We start from the raw sequence: 16732 nt of genomic DNA on the forward strand, positions 1-16732 counted from the left end.
ACCTCTTTTCTAAGCTTAGTTTACCAGAATTTTGCTGAATGTAAAGAAAGCTAGTTGTAAAAAAACAAGTTTTATGATTTAACCAGTCCATGTGATAAAATAATAAAAATGCAAATCAAAGAGAATGATTACAAATGCGTTGTCGTTTATCCTATACTCATAGTAGATAAATGAACGCATTGATTAATTGTCTAACTATACAAAAGGTGGAATGACCATGTTTTTCCCACAATTATATACAAAAACCTCCTATTCGCTGTTGCAAAGCACGATCAGGATCCAAGATTATGTCCAAAAGGCAAAAGCACTAGGTTATACAGTCCTAGGAATAACTGATCAAGATGTACTGTATGGGATACCCGAGTTTTATCAAACATGTATCAAAGAAGGAATAAAGCCAATTGTCGGCATGCTCCTTACTTATACTTATGAGTCCCAAGCTTTTGATTTATTGGTATATGCGAAAGATGGCGTTGGCTACCAGCAATTGATGAAGCTGTCGAGTAAAAAAATGATTCAAGAAAGTCTCGCATTATCAGAATTTACAGAATCAGATCATTTGATTTTCGTCGTTCCTCCCCAACGTTCTGTGGTAGCTGAATTTAATCAAACAGAGACCTTTACTGCCCATTGGCAAGCACTCAAAGAAAAAGTAGGTCGACAAGATTTTTATGTTGGAATCACTGAAAGTTTCTCAGAACTACCAAGTGGTTGGGTAACGTTCCTAGCAGAAAACAATTATTCCTTATGTGCATTACAACCTATTGCCAGCTTAAGACAAGAAGAACTGTTTGCGCTTGAGACGATGAAACATCTTCGAGCTGGGAGCCAACTTTCTATGGAAGCAATCAACCAACAAAAGATAGAAACTAAAACAGGTTTTTTACTTGCTGAAAATGAAATGATCCAACGGTTTAATGAAGCACAGTTGGTTGATGCGCTAGAGGGTGCGCAACGTTTAGTTCAATCGGTTTCCTTTGAATTTCAATTTCATCAAAAGCTGCTGCCTCATTACCCAGTACCAGATCAGAAAAGTGCTGGTCAGTACCTTGATGAATTGTGCCACGCAAAATTAGCAGAGCGAGTCGAAGAAATCACTCCTGAATATCAAGAGCGTCTAGCATATGAGTTGTCGATTATCCATCAAATGGGCTTTGATGATTATTTCTTGATCGTGTGGGACGTCATGGCGTTTGCTCATCGAGAAAAAATCGTGACTGGCGCTGGACGAGGATCAGCGGCTGGTTCATTAGTTGCATATATCTTGGAGATCACCGATGTCGATCCGTTGCAATATGATTTGCTTTTTGAGCGTTTCTTAAACCCAGAACGTTATACGATGCCAGATATCGATTTGGATATCCCTGATAATCGTAGAGAAGAAGTCTTGAATTATGTCAGAGAAAAATATGGACAATACCATATGGCGCAAATTGCAACGTTTGGGACGATGGCGGCTAAGATGGTGTTAAGGGACGTGGCTCGTGTCTTTGGTTTATCACAAAGCGAAGCCAATCGATGGTCAAAGGCGATCCCTAATCAGTTGAAAATTACCTTACCCGAAGCATATCGGACATCGAAACCCTTAGTGGAGTTAGTTCAGTTAAGTGAAAAAAATCAATTACTATTTAAAACAGCTTCGATTTTAGAAGGATTGCCTCGACATGTCTCGACTCACGCAGCGGGTGTTGTGATCAGTGATAAGAATCTATTAGATCTGGTTCCATTACAAAAAGGATCAGATGAAGCATTTTTAACTCAATATACGATGAATGACGTGGAAGCAATCGGACTACTCAAAATGGATTTTTTAGGATTGCGAAATCTTTCGATCATTGATTACGCATTGAAAGCTATTAAAAAAGTAGAAAAGAAAGAAATTCGATTGAAACAAATTCCTTTAAATGATCCTAAGACACTTTTTCTCTTTCAACAAGGAGACACTACAGGGGTTTTCCAATTTGAATCGGCAGGTATTCGCAATGTTTTACGCCGATTAGGACCAGAAACAATTGAAGATATTGCGGCGGTCAATGCGTTATATCGTCCAGGACCAATGCAAAATATCGATACGTTTATTTCCCGCAAAAAAGGAAAAGAAACGATCCATTATCCTGATGATTCCTTAATGCCTATTTTAAAAAACACATATGGTGTCATCGTGTATCAGGAACAGATTATGCAAATCGCTGCAAAGATGGCTGGTTTTTCTTTGGGCCAATCGGATATTTTGCGTCGAGCAATCAGTAAAAAGAAAAAAGAAGTGATTGACAAAGAGCGGGAACACTTTGTCAGTGGGGCAGTAAGTCAGGGCTATTCGAAAGAAAAAGCGGTCGAAGTCTATGACTATATCGAACGTTTTGCCAATTATGGTTTCAATCGCTCGCATGCGTTTGCTTATTCATTTGTTGGGTTTCAAATGGCGTACCTCAAAGCCCACCATCCAGGCGCATTTTTTGTTAGTTTACTAAATTCGGTTCGACACAATACGACCAAATTAAAAGAATACATCGCTGAGGCAAGAAAGAAAAAATTAAAACTAGCAGCACCTTCCATTAATCAGAGCTATTATGGCTTTGAGCTGATTAATCCAGAAGAGATTCGTTTTGGTCTAACTGCGATCAAAGGTGTCCGAAAAGACTTCATTGAGGATATCTTAAAAGATCGAAAAGAAAATGGCGCTTATCAATCAGTGGATCAATTCTTGATTCGTTTAGATAAACGCTGGCTAAAATTAGAGTTGATCCAGTCATTAGTAGCGGTGGGCGTATTTGATGAATTGGCACCGAATCGAAAACAATTGATGCTCGATTTAGAAGGAAAAATACAAAACATTATTTATAGTGGTGGAAGCTTAGATCTCCTAGGGATCATGGCTTTAAAAGAAGAAGAAGTGGCTGACTATTCTTTAGAAGAAAAGCTGCAATTAGAAGAGGAATATTTAGGCGTTTATCTTTCAGGGCACCCAACAGAAGGCTATGAGCGCTTGAAATTAGCTAAAAAAATCCGGTTAATTACTGAAGTTATTCCGAAACAAACAGTCAGTGTATTAGTGATGATTAAAAATATCCGTGAAATCAGAACTAAAAAAGGGGAGTTGATGGCTTTTGTTGAAGGAACAGATATCAGTGGAGAAATCACGATCACTGTATTCCCCAAATCCTATCGACAATTTCGTTCATTGTTTGAGTTGAATAAAGTGATCTTTGTTCAAGGACGAACAGAAACGAGTAAATACAACCAAGAGTTGCAATTGATTGGCGAAAATTTTGCTGATCCTGTAGAATTAGAAGAACAATATCAAGATCAGACTTGCTACTTACGAATCAAAGAAGAATTTGATGATCCGCAAACGATGAAACAATTGCAAACTATTTTTCAGAAACATTCTGGGTACATTCCAGTCGTGATGTACCATGAAAAGAATCAACGGAAAGTAGTGCTGGCAGAAGCTTATTGGGTCGATGGAAGTAAGAGCTTGAAGAGTCAATTAGCTTACTTGCTCCAACCAGAAAATGTTGTTTTCAAATAACTTACGGTAAAATATACTATTTGCTTTCATTTTTTTTCATTTTTTTATCAGTAAATCAAGACAATTGCTAAAAATAATGTTAGAATGTTAGTCGTGGTTAACGCAAAGAAGGTTATTAACCTAAGCATTGCTTAGGATAAAGTATTTTAATGAGGTGAATGATTATTATGAAACGCATTGGAATTTTGACCAGTGGCGGAGACGCACCTGGAATGAATGCTGCTATTCGTGCCGTTGTTCGTAAAGGGATTTATGAAGGGCTCGAAGTATATGGAATCAACTATGGATTTGCTGGATTAGTTGCAGGAGATATTCGTCGTCTAGATGTTGCAGATGTGGGTGATAAAATCCAACGTGGTGGGACATTCTTGTACTCTGCACGTTACCCTGAATTTGCGACTGAAGAAGGTCAATTAAAAGGGATCGAACAATTGAAAAAATTCGGTATCGAAGGTTTAGTTGTTATCGGTGGAGATGGCTCTTACCATGGAGCAATGGCATTGACAAGACGTGGATTTCCAGCTGTTGGTGTTCCAGGAACAATTGACAACGATATTCCAGGAACTGATTTCACAATCGGTTTTGATACAGCAATCAACACAGTTTTAGAATCAATCGACCGCATTCGTGATACAGCAACTTCACACGTTCGTACGTTTGTTATTGAAGTAATGGGACGTAACGCTGGCGATATCGCATTATGGTCAGGTGTTGCCGGTGGCGCAGATGAAATTATCATTCCTGAACATGATTTTGATATGGCATCTGTGGCTAAAAAAATCCAAGAAGGCCGCGATCGTGGTAAAAAACATTGCTTGATCATCTTAGCAGAAGGCGTAATGGGCGGAAATGAATTTGCCGAAAAACTTTCTGAATATGGTGATTACCATACACGTGTATCCATTTTAGGACACGTAGTACGTGGTGGCTCACCTAGCGCACGTGACCGTGTGTTAGCAAGCAAATTTGGTGCTTATGCTGTTGACTTGCTTCGTGCAGGTAAAGGTGGTCTATGTGTGGGTATCCGCGACAATGAAATGGTCGCTGCAGATATCATCGAAACACTAGAAAGCAACAAACACAAACCAGACTTATCACTTTATGACTTAAATAACTCACTTTCATTCTAAGATTGAAAGCCTGTTATTTTAAATTTAAGCTATAGTTAAAAATAGGTATAGCTTGTTATCTTTGTATTTAGGCTTTAACCAGCTTTAAATAAACAAAATTGAATGGGAGAGTTTTGTAAAATGAAAAAAACCAAAATCGTTAGTACATTAGGACCAGCAAGTAATTCAGTAGAAACTATTTCTAAATTGATTGAATCTGGGGCAAATGTCTTCCGCTTTAACTTTTCACATGGTGATCATGAAGAACAATTATCACGTATGACAATGGTCCGTGAAGCAGTTAAAAAAACAGGTAAAGATGTAGGTATCCTTTTAGATACAAAAGGTGCTGAAATTCGTACAACTGTTCAAGGCACAACTGAAGCTGATTTTGGTCGTGCAGGATACATCAAATTTGAAGTAGGAGATAAAACTCGTATCTCAATGGATCCTGAACATGTAGGTTCAAAAGAAAAAATCGCTGTTACTTACCCTGGACTATTTGAAGACGTTCATGTAGGTGGACACATTTTATTCGATGATGGCTTGATCGATATGGAAATCATTGAAAAAGACGAAGCAACTCGTGAATTAGTTGTAGAAGTGAAGAATGCTGGAATGCTAGGATCTCGTAAAGGGGTTAATGCACCAGGCGTTTCAATCAGCTTACCAGGGATTACTCCTAAAGATGCAGATGATATTCGTTTTGGTCTAGATAACGATATCGACTTTATCGCTGCAAGTTTTGTTCGTAAAGCGCAAGACGTTTTAGATATTCGTGAAATTTTAGAAGAAAAAGATATGACACACGTTCAAATCTTCCCTAAAATTGAATCACAAGAAGGAATCGACAACATCGACGAAATCATCAAAGTTTCTGATGGTGTAATGATCGCTCGTGGTGACATGGGTGTTGAAATTCCTGCCGAATTAGTTCCAATGGTTCAAAAACGCATTATCAAAAAATGTAATGCAGCTGGTATCCCAGTAATCACAGCAACACAAATGTTGGAATCAATGCAAGAAAACCCACGTCCAACACGTGCAGAAGCTTCTGACGTTGCCAATGCCGTATTTGACGGAACTGATGCAACAATGTTATCAGGAGAATCAGCAAACGGTGACTACCCTGTAGAAGCTGTTGCAACAATGGCTCGTATTGACCAACAAGCTGAAAATGCATTATCAGAATTAGGTACTTTCCAATTAAACGAATTTGATAAAACTGATGTGACTGAAACAATCGGTCTATCTGTAGCACGCGCTGCTAAAAACTTAGGCGTTAAAACAATCGTAGCTGCAACTGAATCTGGTTATACAGCTAAAATGATCTCAAAATACCGTCCAGATGCTGACATCTTGGCTGTTACTTTTGACGAACGTACAAAACGTGGTTTGATGCTTAACTGGGGTGTTTACCCAACAGTTGCTGAAAAACCAACAACAACTGACGAAATGTTTGAATTAGCTGCTCAAAAAGCAGTTGACTTAGGCTTTGCTTCAGAAGGCGATTTGATCTTGATCACTGCTGGTGTACCAGTTGGTGAACGTGGAACAACTAACGTAATGAAAATTCAAATGATTGGTTCAAAATTATTAGAAGCTCAAGGCGTTGGTCAAAAATCAGTCGTTGCAAATGCAGTTGTTGCTTCATCAGCTGAAGAAGCAATCAAAAAAGCAAAAGACGGCATGGTTTTAGTTGTTCCAACAACTGATAAAGAATATATGCCTGCAATTGAAAAAGCAGCAGCAGTTATCGTTGAAGAAGGCGGATTGACTTCACACGCAGCAGTTGTAGGAATTGCACAAGACATTCCTGTAATCGTTGGTGCACAAGATGCAACTTCAACAATCACTGATGGCGAGTTAGTAACTGTAGACTCACGTCGTGGTATTGTATACCGTGGCGAAACAACAGCAATCTAATTGGCTTCGCTGATCATCAAAAAAGGATAAGACCTAGGTCTTATCCTTTTTTTGTTGATTTTTAGAGGGATCATGAGACAACATTCATTGTGGCAGAATGATCGTTCTAGTGTTTAGTCTACGGGTTTAAAACGAAATTTTTCTGATGTTACCTAAGGTGTCAATTAGAGAGGACCAGCAGACTACCGTCCAATCATAATTTATTGTTTATTCAAAAGTGTTAATTATTATTCATTTCTATTAATAGCCATTCAATTAAGATTTGTTCTTCTTTTGAGTTTTCATAAATTGTTGGATGACCTCAACCACATTTTCTTGTAAAGGAGTCGGAATTTGCTGAGTACGCTTAGCAAGTGAAATCAGAAAGTGCGGCTGGAGCTGATCGGAAAGTGGGATCGATACGAGATGATCTTCAGGGTGAATAGCAATTTCAGTTAAAAAACCAATCCCGATATTTTCTCGAATCATGCTTTTCAATATGGCTAAGTCATTGCTTTGGTAAACAACTTTAGGTTCAATATGTGCCTGTTTAGCTAACTTTTTAAAAGCTGCAGGATGAACGTAATGCTCGTTCAATAAAACGAATTGTTCAGCTGTTAGGTCGCTAAAAGAAATCGTTTGTCGGTCAGCGAAAGGATGAGTAGGAGCAACAACAATCATGAAACGCTTGTCTAAAAGTAATTCGATCTCTAATTTTTGATCGATAATTGGTTGGGTGGAGCCTAGGATCGCTAAATCGATTCTTCCTTGGTGGATCATGCCATACAAATCTCTCGAACCACCATCTGTAATCTCAATTTGGTCCATTAGCTGAGATTTAATAAAATAACTGGATAATTTCGGGAAATATTCATTGCCAATGATTGGTGGCATTCCAAATCGTAATTTCTTTTTCTGTAATTGCGTAATCTCTGCTTTTGCCATCTTGATCTCTTGCAAGATAGATTGTGCATGGATAAATAACTGTTTGCCAGCAGGGGTAATCACTAATTCGTGGTGTGAACGATCTCTCGTGATAAGAACTGCGTCAAGTTCTTTTTCCAGGCGCTTAAGTGCATAAGTGATCGTCGGTTGACTAACTTGAAAGTACTTGGCTACCTTGGTAAAATTCTTTTGCTTGACGATTTGAACATAATATTCGATATCTCGTGTGTTCATAACAAGCGTCTGCTCCTTTTTCTTATAAATATTGTTTATTGTAGTTCATCTTGAATACTTGAGCAAATAGAAACCATCAAGTATGTAAGCCACAGAACAACTTGTAGAAGAATTTAGCCGGATAAACGATCAAAACTGCTGTTTTTATACCGTTAGTTATCATTCTTGGTTAGTAAAAATCGTTCTTCTGTAGGAATGATCGAATGTTATTCTAAAAATCATCAGTTAATTTTTGGGGTAAACATAGAGTTTACGAAACAATAAGGAGAAAAAGTCAAAATTTACAGAGAGTCTTTCACGTAATAGAGAAAAAGTTTAGTTAAAAAAATGGATTCTCTATTAGTTGCGGGTTGCCATGGAAATTTGTTCGTAAATAAAAATAAGACAACATAACGAATAAATAAAAAAAATGTTTTTTAATGAAGTGTAAGGTGTCAAGAAAATTTCATTGACAAGGACCTTTTTGCCCTGTATAATTGCTTTTGTTGCTTAGGAGTGATGAAAAATGAAATGGTCCTTACTCGAATTGAGAAAATACCAAGAGACACCGTTAACATTTCATGAGACCCTTGATCTTAAAGCGGAACTCATGGAGCGAGACAATTTAATACTAGATGTTGCGCCTGTTGCAGTCCAAGGGTTAGTCTCAGTTGATAAAAAAGGCTATCTGGTTCATTACACTGTGCAGACGACTCTGACTGTTCCATCTACGCGTTCTTTAGAACCGGTTGAATTACCGATGGACTTTGCTGTTGACGAATTGTTTATGACAAAAGAACAATATCAACTCAGAGATGACCAATTGTCTGCAGAAGAGATTTTGTTAATCGAAGATGCAAAACTTGACCTGACAGAATCAATTGAAGACAACATTTTATTGGCAATTCCGATGCGCGTATTAACTGAGGAAGAAGAACTCGCAACTGACCTACCGAAAGGAACAGATTGGGAAGTCGTTTCCGAAGAAGAATATGAGCGTAGAAAATCAGAAGATGCCAAGACAAAAGTAGATCCTCGTCTTGCAAAATTATCGGAACTTTTTGATGAACCATCAAATGAAGATGATAAAGCGTAAGATTGGAATATATTGCATCAATTAAGGTGCAAGACTTTACAAGGAGGTGTAGCAAAATGGCAGTACCAGCTAGAAGAACATCAAAAGCTAAAAAAGCAAAACGTCGTACACACTACAAATTGACAATCAAAGGTTTAAACGAATGTGCAAACTGTGGTGAAATGAAAAAAAGCCATCACGTATGTGCAAATTGTGGTTACTACGATGGTAAGGACGTAATGTCTAAAGAAGCTTAATACATTTTAATTAGAAAATGTAAAAACCTCAAGGCTAACCATGGAGCCTTGAGGTTTATTTTTTTGTGATACTTTAAAACTTTCCTAGCTCGTCCATTAATATTGAAACAACGTCATAAAAATATATGCTTCTTTGGTTTGCAATAGCGCCATGTTAAGCTATAATGATAGAGATTAGGGAGAACATCCCATATGTAGGAGGAGTTCATATGTCAAAACAACAAATCGGCGTTGTCGGTATGGCCGTAATGGGTAAAAACTTAGCCCTTAATATTGAAAGTCGTGGGTATTCAGTTGCCCTCTTTAACCGTACTGGATCAAAGACAACTGCTGTGGTGGAAGAACACCCAGACAAAAAATTTAAAGCAACTTATTCAATCGAAGAATTTGTCGATTCGATCGAAAAACCACGTCGAATCCTTCTAATGGTAAAGGCTGGTCCGGCAACGGATGCAACCATCCAAGAATTACTTCCGCATTTAGATAAAGGAGATATTTTAATCGATGGAGGAAATACTTTCTTCAAAGACACGATTCGTCGGAATGAAGAACTAGCTAACTCTGGTATCAACTTTATCGGCACAGGTGTATCAGGTGGGGAAGAAGGAGCCTTAAAAGGACCTTCAATCATGCCTGGAGGGCAAAAAGAAGCCTATGAATTGGTTGCGCCAATCTTAGAGCAAATCTCTGCTAAAGCAGAAGACGGGGCCCCTTGTGTGACTTACATCGGTCCTAATGGTGCTGGTCATTATGTCAAAATGGTTCATAACGGCATCGAATATGGCGATATGCAATTGATTGCAGAATCTTATGACTTGATGAAAAACATTTTAGGCTTATCAGTTGAAGAGATGGCTGACATCTTTAAAGAATGGAATCAAGGTGAATTAGACAGTTACTTGATTGAGATCACTGCAGATATCCTAACAAGAAAAGATGATGAAGGAACTGGGAAACCAATCGTTGATGTCATCATGGACGCTGCTGGTAACAAAGGAACAGGAAAATGGACGAGCCAAAGTGCGTTAGACCTAGGTGTTCCTTTACCATTGATCACAGAATCAGTTTTTGCCCGCTACATTTCAGCATACAAAGATGAACGTGTCCGAGCAAGCAAAGTGCTAACCCGCACGAATGAGTTTTCATTTACTGGAGATAAAAAAGAGTTAATCGAAAAAATCCGTGAAGCATTGTACTTCAGCAAAATTATGAGTTATGCACAAGGTTTTGCTCAATTACGTGTTGCTTCTAAAGAATATGGTTGGGATCTGCCATTTGGTGAAATTGCTAAGATCTGGCGCGCTGGATGTATCATTCGTGCTCGTTTCTTACAAAAAATCACTGATGCGTATGACAAGGATTCTGATATCGAAAATCTTTTATTAGATGATTATTTTGTCGACATCACCAATAAATACCAACAAGCAGTAAGAGATGTAGTCGCACTAGCTGTCCAAGCGGGCGTTCCGGTACCAACTTTTTCTTCTGCGATTGCTTATTTCGATTCTTATAGAGCAGAACGTTTACCGGCAAATATTATCCAAGCGCAACGTGATTATTTTGGTGCGCACACCTATGAACGGGTAGATAAAGAAGGAATCTTCCATTATTCATGGTATCATGAAGAGTAATCTTTTCGCTTCTTGAAGATGAAGAAAAATAAAAGATGACATGAGAGCTGGAGTCAACTGAAAAGAGAAGACTTCAGCTCTTTTTAAAAATTATTATCCATGATAAAATGGTTATAGATTTTTAAGTAGATTATCGGTATAATAATAGAGTTTTGAAAAGCCCGTAGAATAGAAAGGAAAAAAATTGATGAGTAATATTCTAATCATTGAAGATGAGAAAAACTTAGCTCGGTTTGTCGAGTTAGAATTAAAGCATGAAGGCTACAATGCAGAAGTACATTACAATGGCCGTACAGGATTAGATGCAGCGTTAAACAATGAATGGGATGCTATTTTATTAGACTTGATGTTACCAGAATTAAATGGACTAGAAGTATGCCGTCGTGTCCGTCAAGTTAAAAATACACCAATCATTATGATGACTGCTAGAGACTCAGTAATCGATCGTGTCTCAGGATTAGATCATGGTGCAGATGACTATATCGTTAAACCTTTTGCGATTGAAGAATTATTAGCTCGTTTACGTGCCTTATTACGTCGTATCGACATTGAAGGAGACAAGAATGTAGCGAAACAAACAACGATCACCTATCGTGACCTAACGATCGAAAAAGAAAATCGTGTCGTACGACGCGGCAGTGAAGTCATTGAGTTAACAAAACGTGAATATGAATTGTTACTTACTTTGATGGAAAATGTAAATGTTGTATTAGCCCGTGATGTTTTACTAAACAAAGTATGGGGATACGAAACAGAAGTCGAAACGAATGTTGTGGATGTCTATATTCGTTATCTTCGTAATAAAATTGATGTTCCTGGAGAAGAAAGTTATATCCAAACTGTCCGTGGAACAGGCTATGTGATGCGCTCGTGATAAAACCGAAAAATTCTGAAAAAAGAGAACTTAAAGGTCCCTCCTTGACAATCAAGTGGGCCTTTGCAAGTTCTTTCTTTATATTCGTTGTTTTTACCATTTTTGCGGTCATTACGTATAAGTCTTCAATCAATCTAATCGTGGCAAAAGAGCGAAACAATGACGAACGAACGATCTCAGAAGTCGCTTCACGATTAGCCAATGCAAATGAAGAGCTGACATTAGTCAACACCTACCGCAACTTAACAAATGCAGAAAATAATACGAGCATCAGTGACACATCAATCATTGAAGGGAATTTGATGAAAATCGATTCGTTCATTTCCGAATTAGGACAATCTTCAATGGATCTATATGTCTATAACTTAGATGAAAAATTAATTTTTAAAACGCATGAAAAAGATCGTTCATTGATCCAAACAACTAGAAAAGTGCCAACGATCGTCACGTTAGATGGCAAAACTGGTTTTCTTTCTGTCCAGCCGATCTATTCTAAAGAAACGAGAGAAAAGATTGGTTATGCTCAAAGTTTTTATGAACTTTCATCTTTTTATGATATTCGGAACAAGTTATTATTGACACTCATCGTATTAGAAGTTGTTTCCTTGATTTTAAGTAGTATACTCGGGTTTTTCTTATCCTCTTATTTCTTAAAACCATTAAAGGTCTTACGAGACACGATGGATACGATTCGTAAAGACCCACAATCAGATATTCATATGCCGGAAATTGATACGAATGATGAACTAGCTGATCTTGCTGAAATCTTCAATGAGATGCTTGATCGCATGCGTCTTTATATTGAACAGCAAGAACAATTTGTGGAAGACGTTTCTCATGAATTAAGAACTCCAGTAGCAATCATTGAGGGACACTTGAGTTTATTGAATCGTTGGGGGAAAGATGATCCTGAAATCTTAGAAGAATCACTAGCTGCAAGCATGCAGGAAATTAGTCGAATGAAGAGTTTGGTTCAGGAAATGCTTGATCTTTCCAGAGCAGAACAAGTGGATATGCATTATGCGAATGAAACGACATTAGCGAAAGAAGTCACTTACCAGGTTTACAATAACTTCAAAATACTATATCCAGATTATGTCATTACTTTAGATGACGATTTAGCAAAAGAAGTGACTCTGCAAATTTATCGTAACCACTTTGAACAGCTAATCATTATTATTTTGGATAATGCAGTGAAGTATTCAACCAATCGAAAAGAAGTGCATATTTCGATTTCTTCTACATTGAGCGAATTTGAAATTGCGATTCAAGACTTTGGAGAAGGCATACCACAAGAAGACCTTAATAAGATTTTCAATCGCTTTTATCGTGTCGACAAAGCCAGAGCACGAACAAAAGGTGGTAATGGGTTAGGCTTATCCATCGCTAAGCAATTGGTTGAAAATTATAAAGGGAGAATCAATGCAGAAAGTGTCGTTGGGCAGGGTACCATTTTTAGGATCTTTATTCCGATTGTAAAAGAAGAAAACAAGTAAAGGGGGTTAACTTTACTTGTTTTTTTTATTCAAAAAACAAACAATATAGGGAAGTGCTCGAATTTATAAAAAACGTAAATACGCGGAACCGAACTTTTGTATCTGAATAGGTGTTAAACGCGCTGAAAAAACTATAAAAAAACGTCAAAATACTAATTATCGAGAGGAATATTCGCTTTTAAAAATTATAGTGAAAAATATGTTTTTTTCTATTGCATTTTTCGACAGTCCTTGATATATTATTATTTGTTCTGATAAAGCGTGATGAATTTCACTTTAAAATTTGTTGAAAAAACATATTGACGATGAAAAATCACCATGTTATAATAACGAAGTCGCTTGATTAAGAAGTGACGAAAAGATTGAAATATCAATGGAAAAAGTTGTTGACAAATAACAATTTAAATGATATGATAATCAAGTCGTTAAGAACACGGCAAACAACTCAGTCAAAAAACTTGAAAAAAGTTATTGACAAAACCTTAAGAAAATGTTAAGATATAAGAGTTGTTGAAAGAAAAAATGTAGACCTTTGAAAACTGAACAAAGCAAAGACAAACCAAATGTGTAGGGCGTCTTGATTGATTCAAGGCAACAAACATTTTTAACAAGCAAGCAATATGCTAGCAAACAATTGAGCTTAACAATCGTAAGATTGTTCGAACTTTTTATGAGAGTTTGATCCTGGCTCAGGACGAACGCTGGCGGCGTGCCTAATACATGCAAGTCGAACGCTTCTTTTTCCACCGGAGCTTGCTCCACCGGAAAAAGAGGAGTGGCGAACGGGTGAGTAACACGTGGGTAACCTGCCCATCAGAAGGGGATAACACTTGGAAACAGGTGCTAATACCGTATAACAATCGAAACCGCATGGTTTTGATTTGAAAGGCGCTTTCGGGTGTCGCTGATGAATGGACCCGCGGTGCATTAGCTAGTTGGTGAGGTAACGGCTCACCAAGGCGACGATGCATAGCCGACCTGAGAGGGTGATCGGCCACATTGGGACTGAGACACGGCCCAAACTCCTACGGGAGGCAGCAGTAGGGAATCTTCGGCAATGGACGAAAGTCTGACCGAGCAACGCCGCGTGAGTGAAGAAGGTTTTCGGATCGTAAAACTCTGTTGTTAGAGAAGAACAAGGATGAGAGTAACTGTTCATCCCTTGACGGTATCTAACCAGAAAGCCACGGCTAACTACGTGCCAGCAGCCGCGGTAATACGTAGGTGGCAAGCGTTGTCCGGATTTATTGGGCGTAAAGCGAGCGCAGGCGGTTTCTTAAGTCTGATGTGAAAGCCCCCGGCTCAACCGGGGAGGGTCATTGGAAACTGGGAGACTTGAGTGCAGAAGAGGAGAGTGGAATTCCATGTGTAGCGGTGAAATGCGTAGATATATGGAGGAACACCAGTGGCGAAGGCGGCTCTCTGGTCTGTAACTGACGCTGAGGCTCGAAAGCGTGGGGAGCAAACAGGATTAGATACCCTGGTAGTCCACGCCGTAAACGATGAGTGCTAAGTGTTGGAGGGTTTCCGCCCTTCAGTGCTGCAGCTAACGCATTAAGCACTCCGCCTGGGGAGTACGACCGCAAGGTTGAAACTCAAAGGAATTGACGGGGGCCCGCACAAGCGGTGGAGCATGTGGTTTAATTCGAAGCAACGCGAAGAACCTTACCAGGTCTTGACATCCTTTGACCACTCTAGAGATAGAGCTTCCCCTTCGGGGGCAAAGTGACAGGTGGTGCATGGTTGTCGTCAGCTCGTGTCGTGAGATGTTGGGTTAAGTCCCGCAACGAGCGCAACCCTTATTGTTAGTTGCCATCATTTAGTTGGGCACTCTAGCAAGACTGCCGGTGACAAACCGGAGGAAGGTGGGGATGACGTCAAATCATCATGCCCCTTATGACCTGGGCTACACACGTGCTACAATGGGAAGTACAACGAGTCGCAAAGTCGCGAGGCTAAGCTAATCTCTTAAAGCTTCTCTCAGTTCGGATTGTAGGCTGCAACTCGCCTACATGAAGCCGGAATCGCTAGTAATCGCGGATCAGCACGCCGCGGTGAATACGTTCCCGGGCCTTGTACACACCGCCCGTCACACCACGAGAGTTTGTAACACCCGAAGTCGGTGAGGTAACCTTTTGGAGCCAGCCGCCTAAGGTGGGATAGATGATTGGGGTGAAGTCGTAACAAGGTAGCCGTATCGGAAGGTGCGGCTGGATCACCTCCTTTCTAAGGAATATTACGGAGACTACACTGTTTGTTTTATACTTTGTTCAGTTTTGAGAGGTCTACTCTCAAAAATAAATCGGGGCCTTAGCTCAGCTGGGAGAGCGCCTGCTTTGCACGCAGGAGGTCAGCGGTTCGATCCCGCTAGGCTCCATTAACAACATTAGTTGTTAAAACATTTTGTTCATTGAAAACTGGATATTTGAAGTAAATTAGTAATACAAACCGAGAACACCGCGTTGAATGAGTTTTTTAATAAGTTCAATTGCTTATTTTCTTGATCGGACTTCTATCGCTAGAAGAAAGATCAAAACCCAACCGCAAGGTTGATAAGGTTAAGTGAATAAGGGCGCACGGTGGATGCCTTGGCACTAGGAGCCGATGAAGGACGGGACTAACACCGATATGCTTTGGGGAGCTGTACGTAAGCTATGATCCAGAGATTTCCGAATGGGGGAACCCAGCATCTTTTATAGGATGTTACGTTTGCGTGAATACATAGCGCATTCGAGGTAGACGCAGAGAACTGAAACATCTAAGTACCTGCAGGAAGAGAAAGAAAATTCGATTCCCTGAGTAGCGGCGAGCGAAACGGGAAAAGCCCAAACCAATGAGCTTGCTCATTGGGGTTGTAGGACTCCAATATGGTAGTTCTTTCAGATAGTCGAATGACTTGGAAAAGTCAGTCAAAGAGGGTAAAAACCCCGTAGATGAAATTTGGAAGGCACCTAGGAGGATCCTGAGTACGGCGGAACACGAGGAATTCCGTCGGAATCCGGGAGGACCATCTCCCAAGGCTAAATACTCCCTAGTGACCGATAGTGAACCAGTACCGTGAGGGAAAGGTGAAAAGCACCCCGGAAGGGGAGTGAAATAGAACCTGAAACCGTGTGCCTACAACAAGTCAAAGCCCGTTAATGGGTGATGGCGTGCCTTTTGTAGAATGAACCGGCGAGTTACGATTGCATGCGAGGTTAAGTTGAAGAGACGGAGCCGCAGCGAAAGCGAGTCTGAATAGGGCGTTTGAGTATGTAGTCGTAGACCCGAAACCATGTGATCTACCCATGTCCAGGTTGAAGGTGCGGTAAAACGCACTGGAGGACCGAACCCACGTACGTTGAAAAGTGCGGGGATGAGGTGTGGGTAGCGGAGAAATTCCAAACGAACTTGGAGATAGCTGGTTCTCTCCGAAATAGCTTTAGGGCTAGCCTCGGAATTGAGAATGATGGAGGTAGAGCACTGTTTGGACTAGGGGCCCATCTCGGGTTACCGAATTCAGATAAACTCCGAATGCCATTCATTCATATCCGGGAGTCAGACTGTGAGTGATAAGATCCATAGTCGAAAGGGAAACAGCCCAGACCACCAGCTAAGGTCCCAAAATATATGTTAAGTGGAAAAGGATGTGGGGTTGCACAGACAACTAGGATGTTGGCTTAGAAGCAGCCACCATTTAAAGAGTGCGTAATAGC

At 39.7% G+C, this 16732-nt stretch carries 9 protein-coding genes, 1 tRNA gene and 2 rRNA genes (1 of these 12 only partly in view); 11 read left to right on the plus strand and 1 reads right to left on the minus strand.

The genetic code is table 11. From position 1 onward, the window contains the following. Nucleotides 1–217: 217 nt before the first annotated feature. The 3 genes from dnaE (at nucleotide 218) to pyk (ending at nucleotide 6567) form a co-directional block, all read left to right on the plus strand. Nucleotides 218–3532 (plus strand): DNA polymerase III subunit alpha, encoded by a 3315-nt coding sequence (gene dnaE, locus IGK21_RS04560; protein ID WP_181914883.1) that lies wholly within the window; start codon nucleotides 218–220, stop codon nucleotides 3530–3532. Nucleotides 3533–3699: 167 nt separating this feature from the next. Continuing rightward, on the plus strand, nucleotides 3700–4662 hold the full coding sequence (gene pfkA, locus IGK21_RS04565; RefSeq protein ID WP_010719641.1) for a 6-phosphofructokinase: 963 nt from the start codon (nucleotides 3700–3702) through the stop codon (nucleotides 4660–4662). 120 nt (nucleotides 4663–4782) lie between these two features. Next, nucleotides 4783–6567 (plus strand): pyruvate kinase, encoded by a 1785-nt coding sequence (pyk, locus tag IGK21_RS04570; RefSeq protein ID WP_010719640.1) that lies wholly within the window; start codon nucleotides 4783–4785, stop codon nucleotides 6565–6567. A 255-nt stretch (nucleotides 6568–6822) separates the two neighbouring features. On the opposite strand, the gene IGK21_RS04575 is transcribed toward pyk, so the two are convergent. Continuing rightward, nucleotides 6823–7725: a LysR family transcriptional regulator gene (locus tag IGK21_RS04575; protein ID WP_053765615.1), complete on the minus strand. Its 903-nt coding sequence runs from the start codon at nucleotides 7723–7725 to the stop codon at nucleotides 6823–6825. A gap of 505 nt (nucleotides 7726–8230) precedes the next feature. Between IGK21_RS04575 and IGK21_RS04580 the strand changes: the two genes are divergently transcribed. The 8 genes from IGK21_RS04580 to IGK21_RS04615 form a co-directional block, all read left to right on the plus strand. Further along, a complete protein-coding gene (locus IGK21_RS04580) occupies nucleotides 8231–8800 on the plus strand; it encodes a YceD family protein (protein WP_010719638.1) in 570 nt (189 codons plus the stop codon). 56 nt (nucleotides 8801–8856) lie between these two features. Then, nucleotides 8857–9036, plus strand: a complete 180-nt coding sequence (gene rpmF / locus IGK21_RS04585; protein ID WP_010719637.1) for a 50S ribosomal protein L32 — start codon at nucleotides 8857–8859, stop codon at nucleotides 9034–9036. Between the two features lie 209 nt (nucleotides 9037–9245). Continuing rightward, a complete protein-coding gene (gene gndA / locus IGK21_RS04590) occupies nucleotides 9246–10667 on the plus strand; it encodes an NADP-dependent phosphogluconate dehydrogenase (protein ID WP_010738115.1) in 1422 nt (473 codons plus the stop codon). A gap of 187 nt (nucleotides 10668–10854) precedes the next feature. Beyond that, nucleotides 10855–11541: a response regulator transcription factor gene (locus tag IGK21_RS04595; RefSeq protein ID WP_005875038.1), complete on the plus strand. Its 687-nt coding sequence runs from the start codon at nucleotides 10855–10857 to the stop codon at nucleotides 11539–11541. Beyond that, on the plus strand, nucleotides 11538–13037 hold the full coding sequence (locus tag IGK21_RS04600; protein ID WP_010719635.1) for a HAMP domain-containing sensor histidine kinase: 1500 nt from the start codon (nucleotides 11538–11540) through the stop codon (nucleotides 13035–13037). The genes IGK21_RS04595 and IGK21_RS04600 overlap by 4 nt, the downstream gene beginning before the upstream one ends. 666 nt (nucleotides 13038–13703) lie before the next feature. After that, nucleotides 13704–15263: ribosomal RNA gene (locus IGK21_RS04605) — 16S ribosomal RNA — on the plus strand. 78 nt (nucleotides 15264–15341) lie between these two features. Continuing rightward, nucleotides 15342–15414 (plus strand) — tRNA-Ala (locus tag IGK21_RS04610). A 179-nt stretch (nucleotides 15415–15593) separates the two neighbouring features. Continuing rightward, nucleotides 15594–16732: ribosomal RNA gene (locus tag IGK21_RS04615) — 23S ribosomal RNA — on the plus strand; it runs 1775 nt beyond the window's last position. The 16S and 23S rRNA genes sit together here with 1 tRNA gene alongside, the layout of an rRNA operon.

The organism is Enterococcus sp. DIV1421a, from assembly GCF_051711025.1.
Lineage (GTDB): Bacteria > Bacillota > Bacilli > Lactobacillales > Enterococcaceae > Enterococcus_B > Enterococcus_B hirae.

Coding starts and splice junctions, on each gene's coding strand:
- IGK21_RS04595 (WP_005875038.1), top strand. CDS start 10,855: ATGAGTAATATTCTAATCATTGAAGATGAGAAAAACTTAGCTCGGTTT.
- IGK21_RS04575 (WP_053765615.1), bottom strand. CDS start 7,725: ATGAACACACGAGATATCGAATATTATGTTCAAATCGTCAAGCAAAAG.
- gndA (WP_010738115.1), top strand. CDS start 9,246: ATGTCAAAACAACAAATCGGCGTTGTCGGTATGGCCGTAATGGGTAAA.
- IGK21_RS04580 (WP_010719638.1), top strand. CDS start 8,231: ATGAAATGGTCCTTACTCGAATTGAGAAAATACCAAGAGACACCGTTA.
- dnaE (WP_181914883.1), top strand. CDS start 218: ATGTTTTTCCCACAATTATATACAAAAACCTCCTATTCGCTGTTGCAA.
- pyk (WP_010719640.1), top strand. CDS start 4,783: ATGAAAAAAACCAAAATCGTTAGTACATTAGGACCAGCAAGTAATTCA.
- pfkA (WP_010719641.1), top strand. CDS start 3,700: ATGAAACGCATTGGAATTTTGACCAGTGGCGGAGACGCACCTGGAATG.
- rpmF (WP_010719637.1), top strand. CDS start 8,857: ATGGCAGTACCAGCTAGAAGAACATCAAAAGCTAAAAAAGCAAAACGT.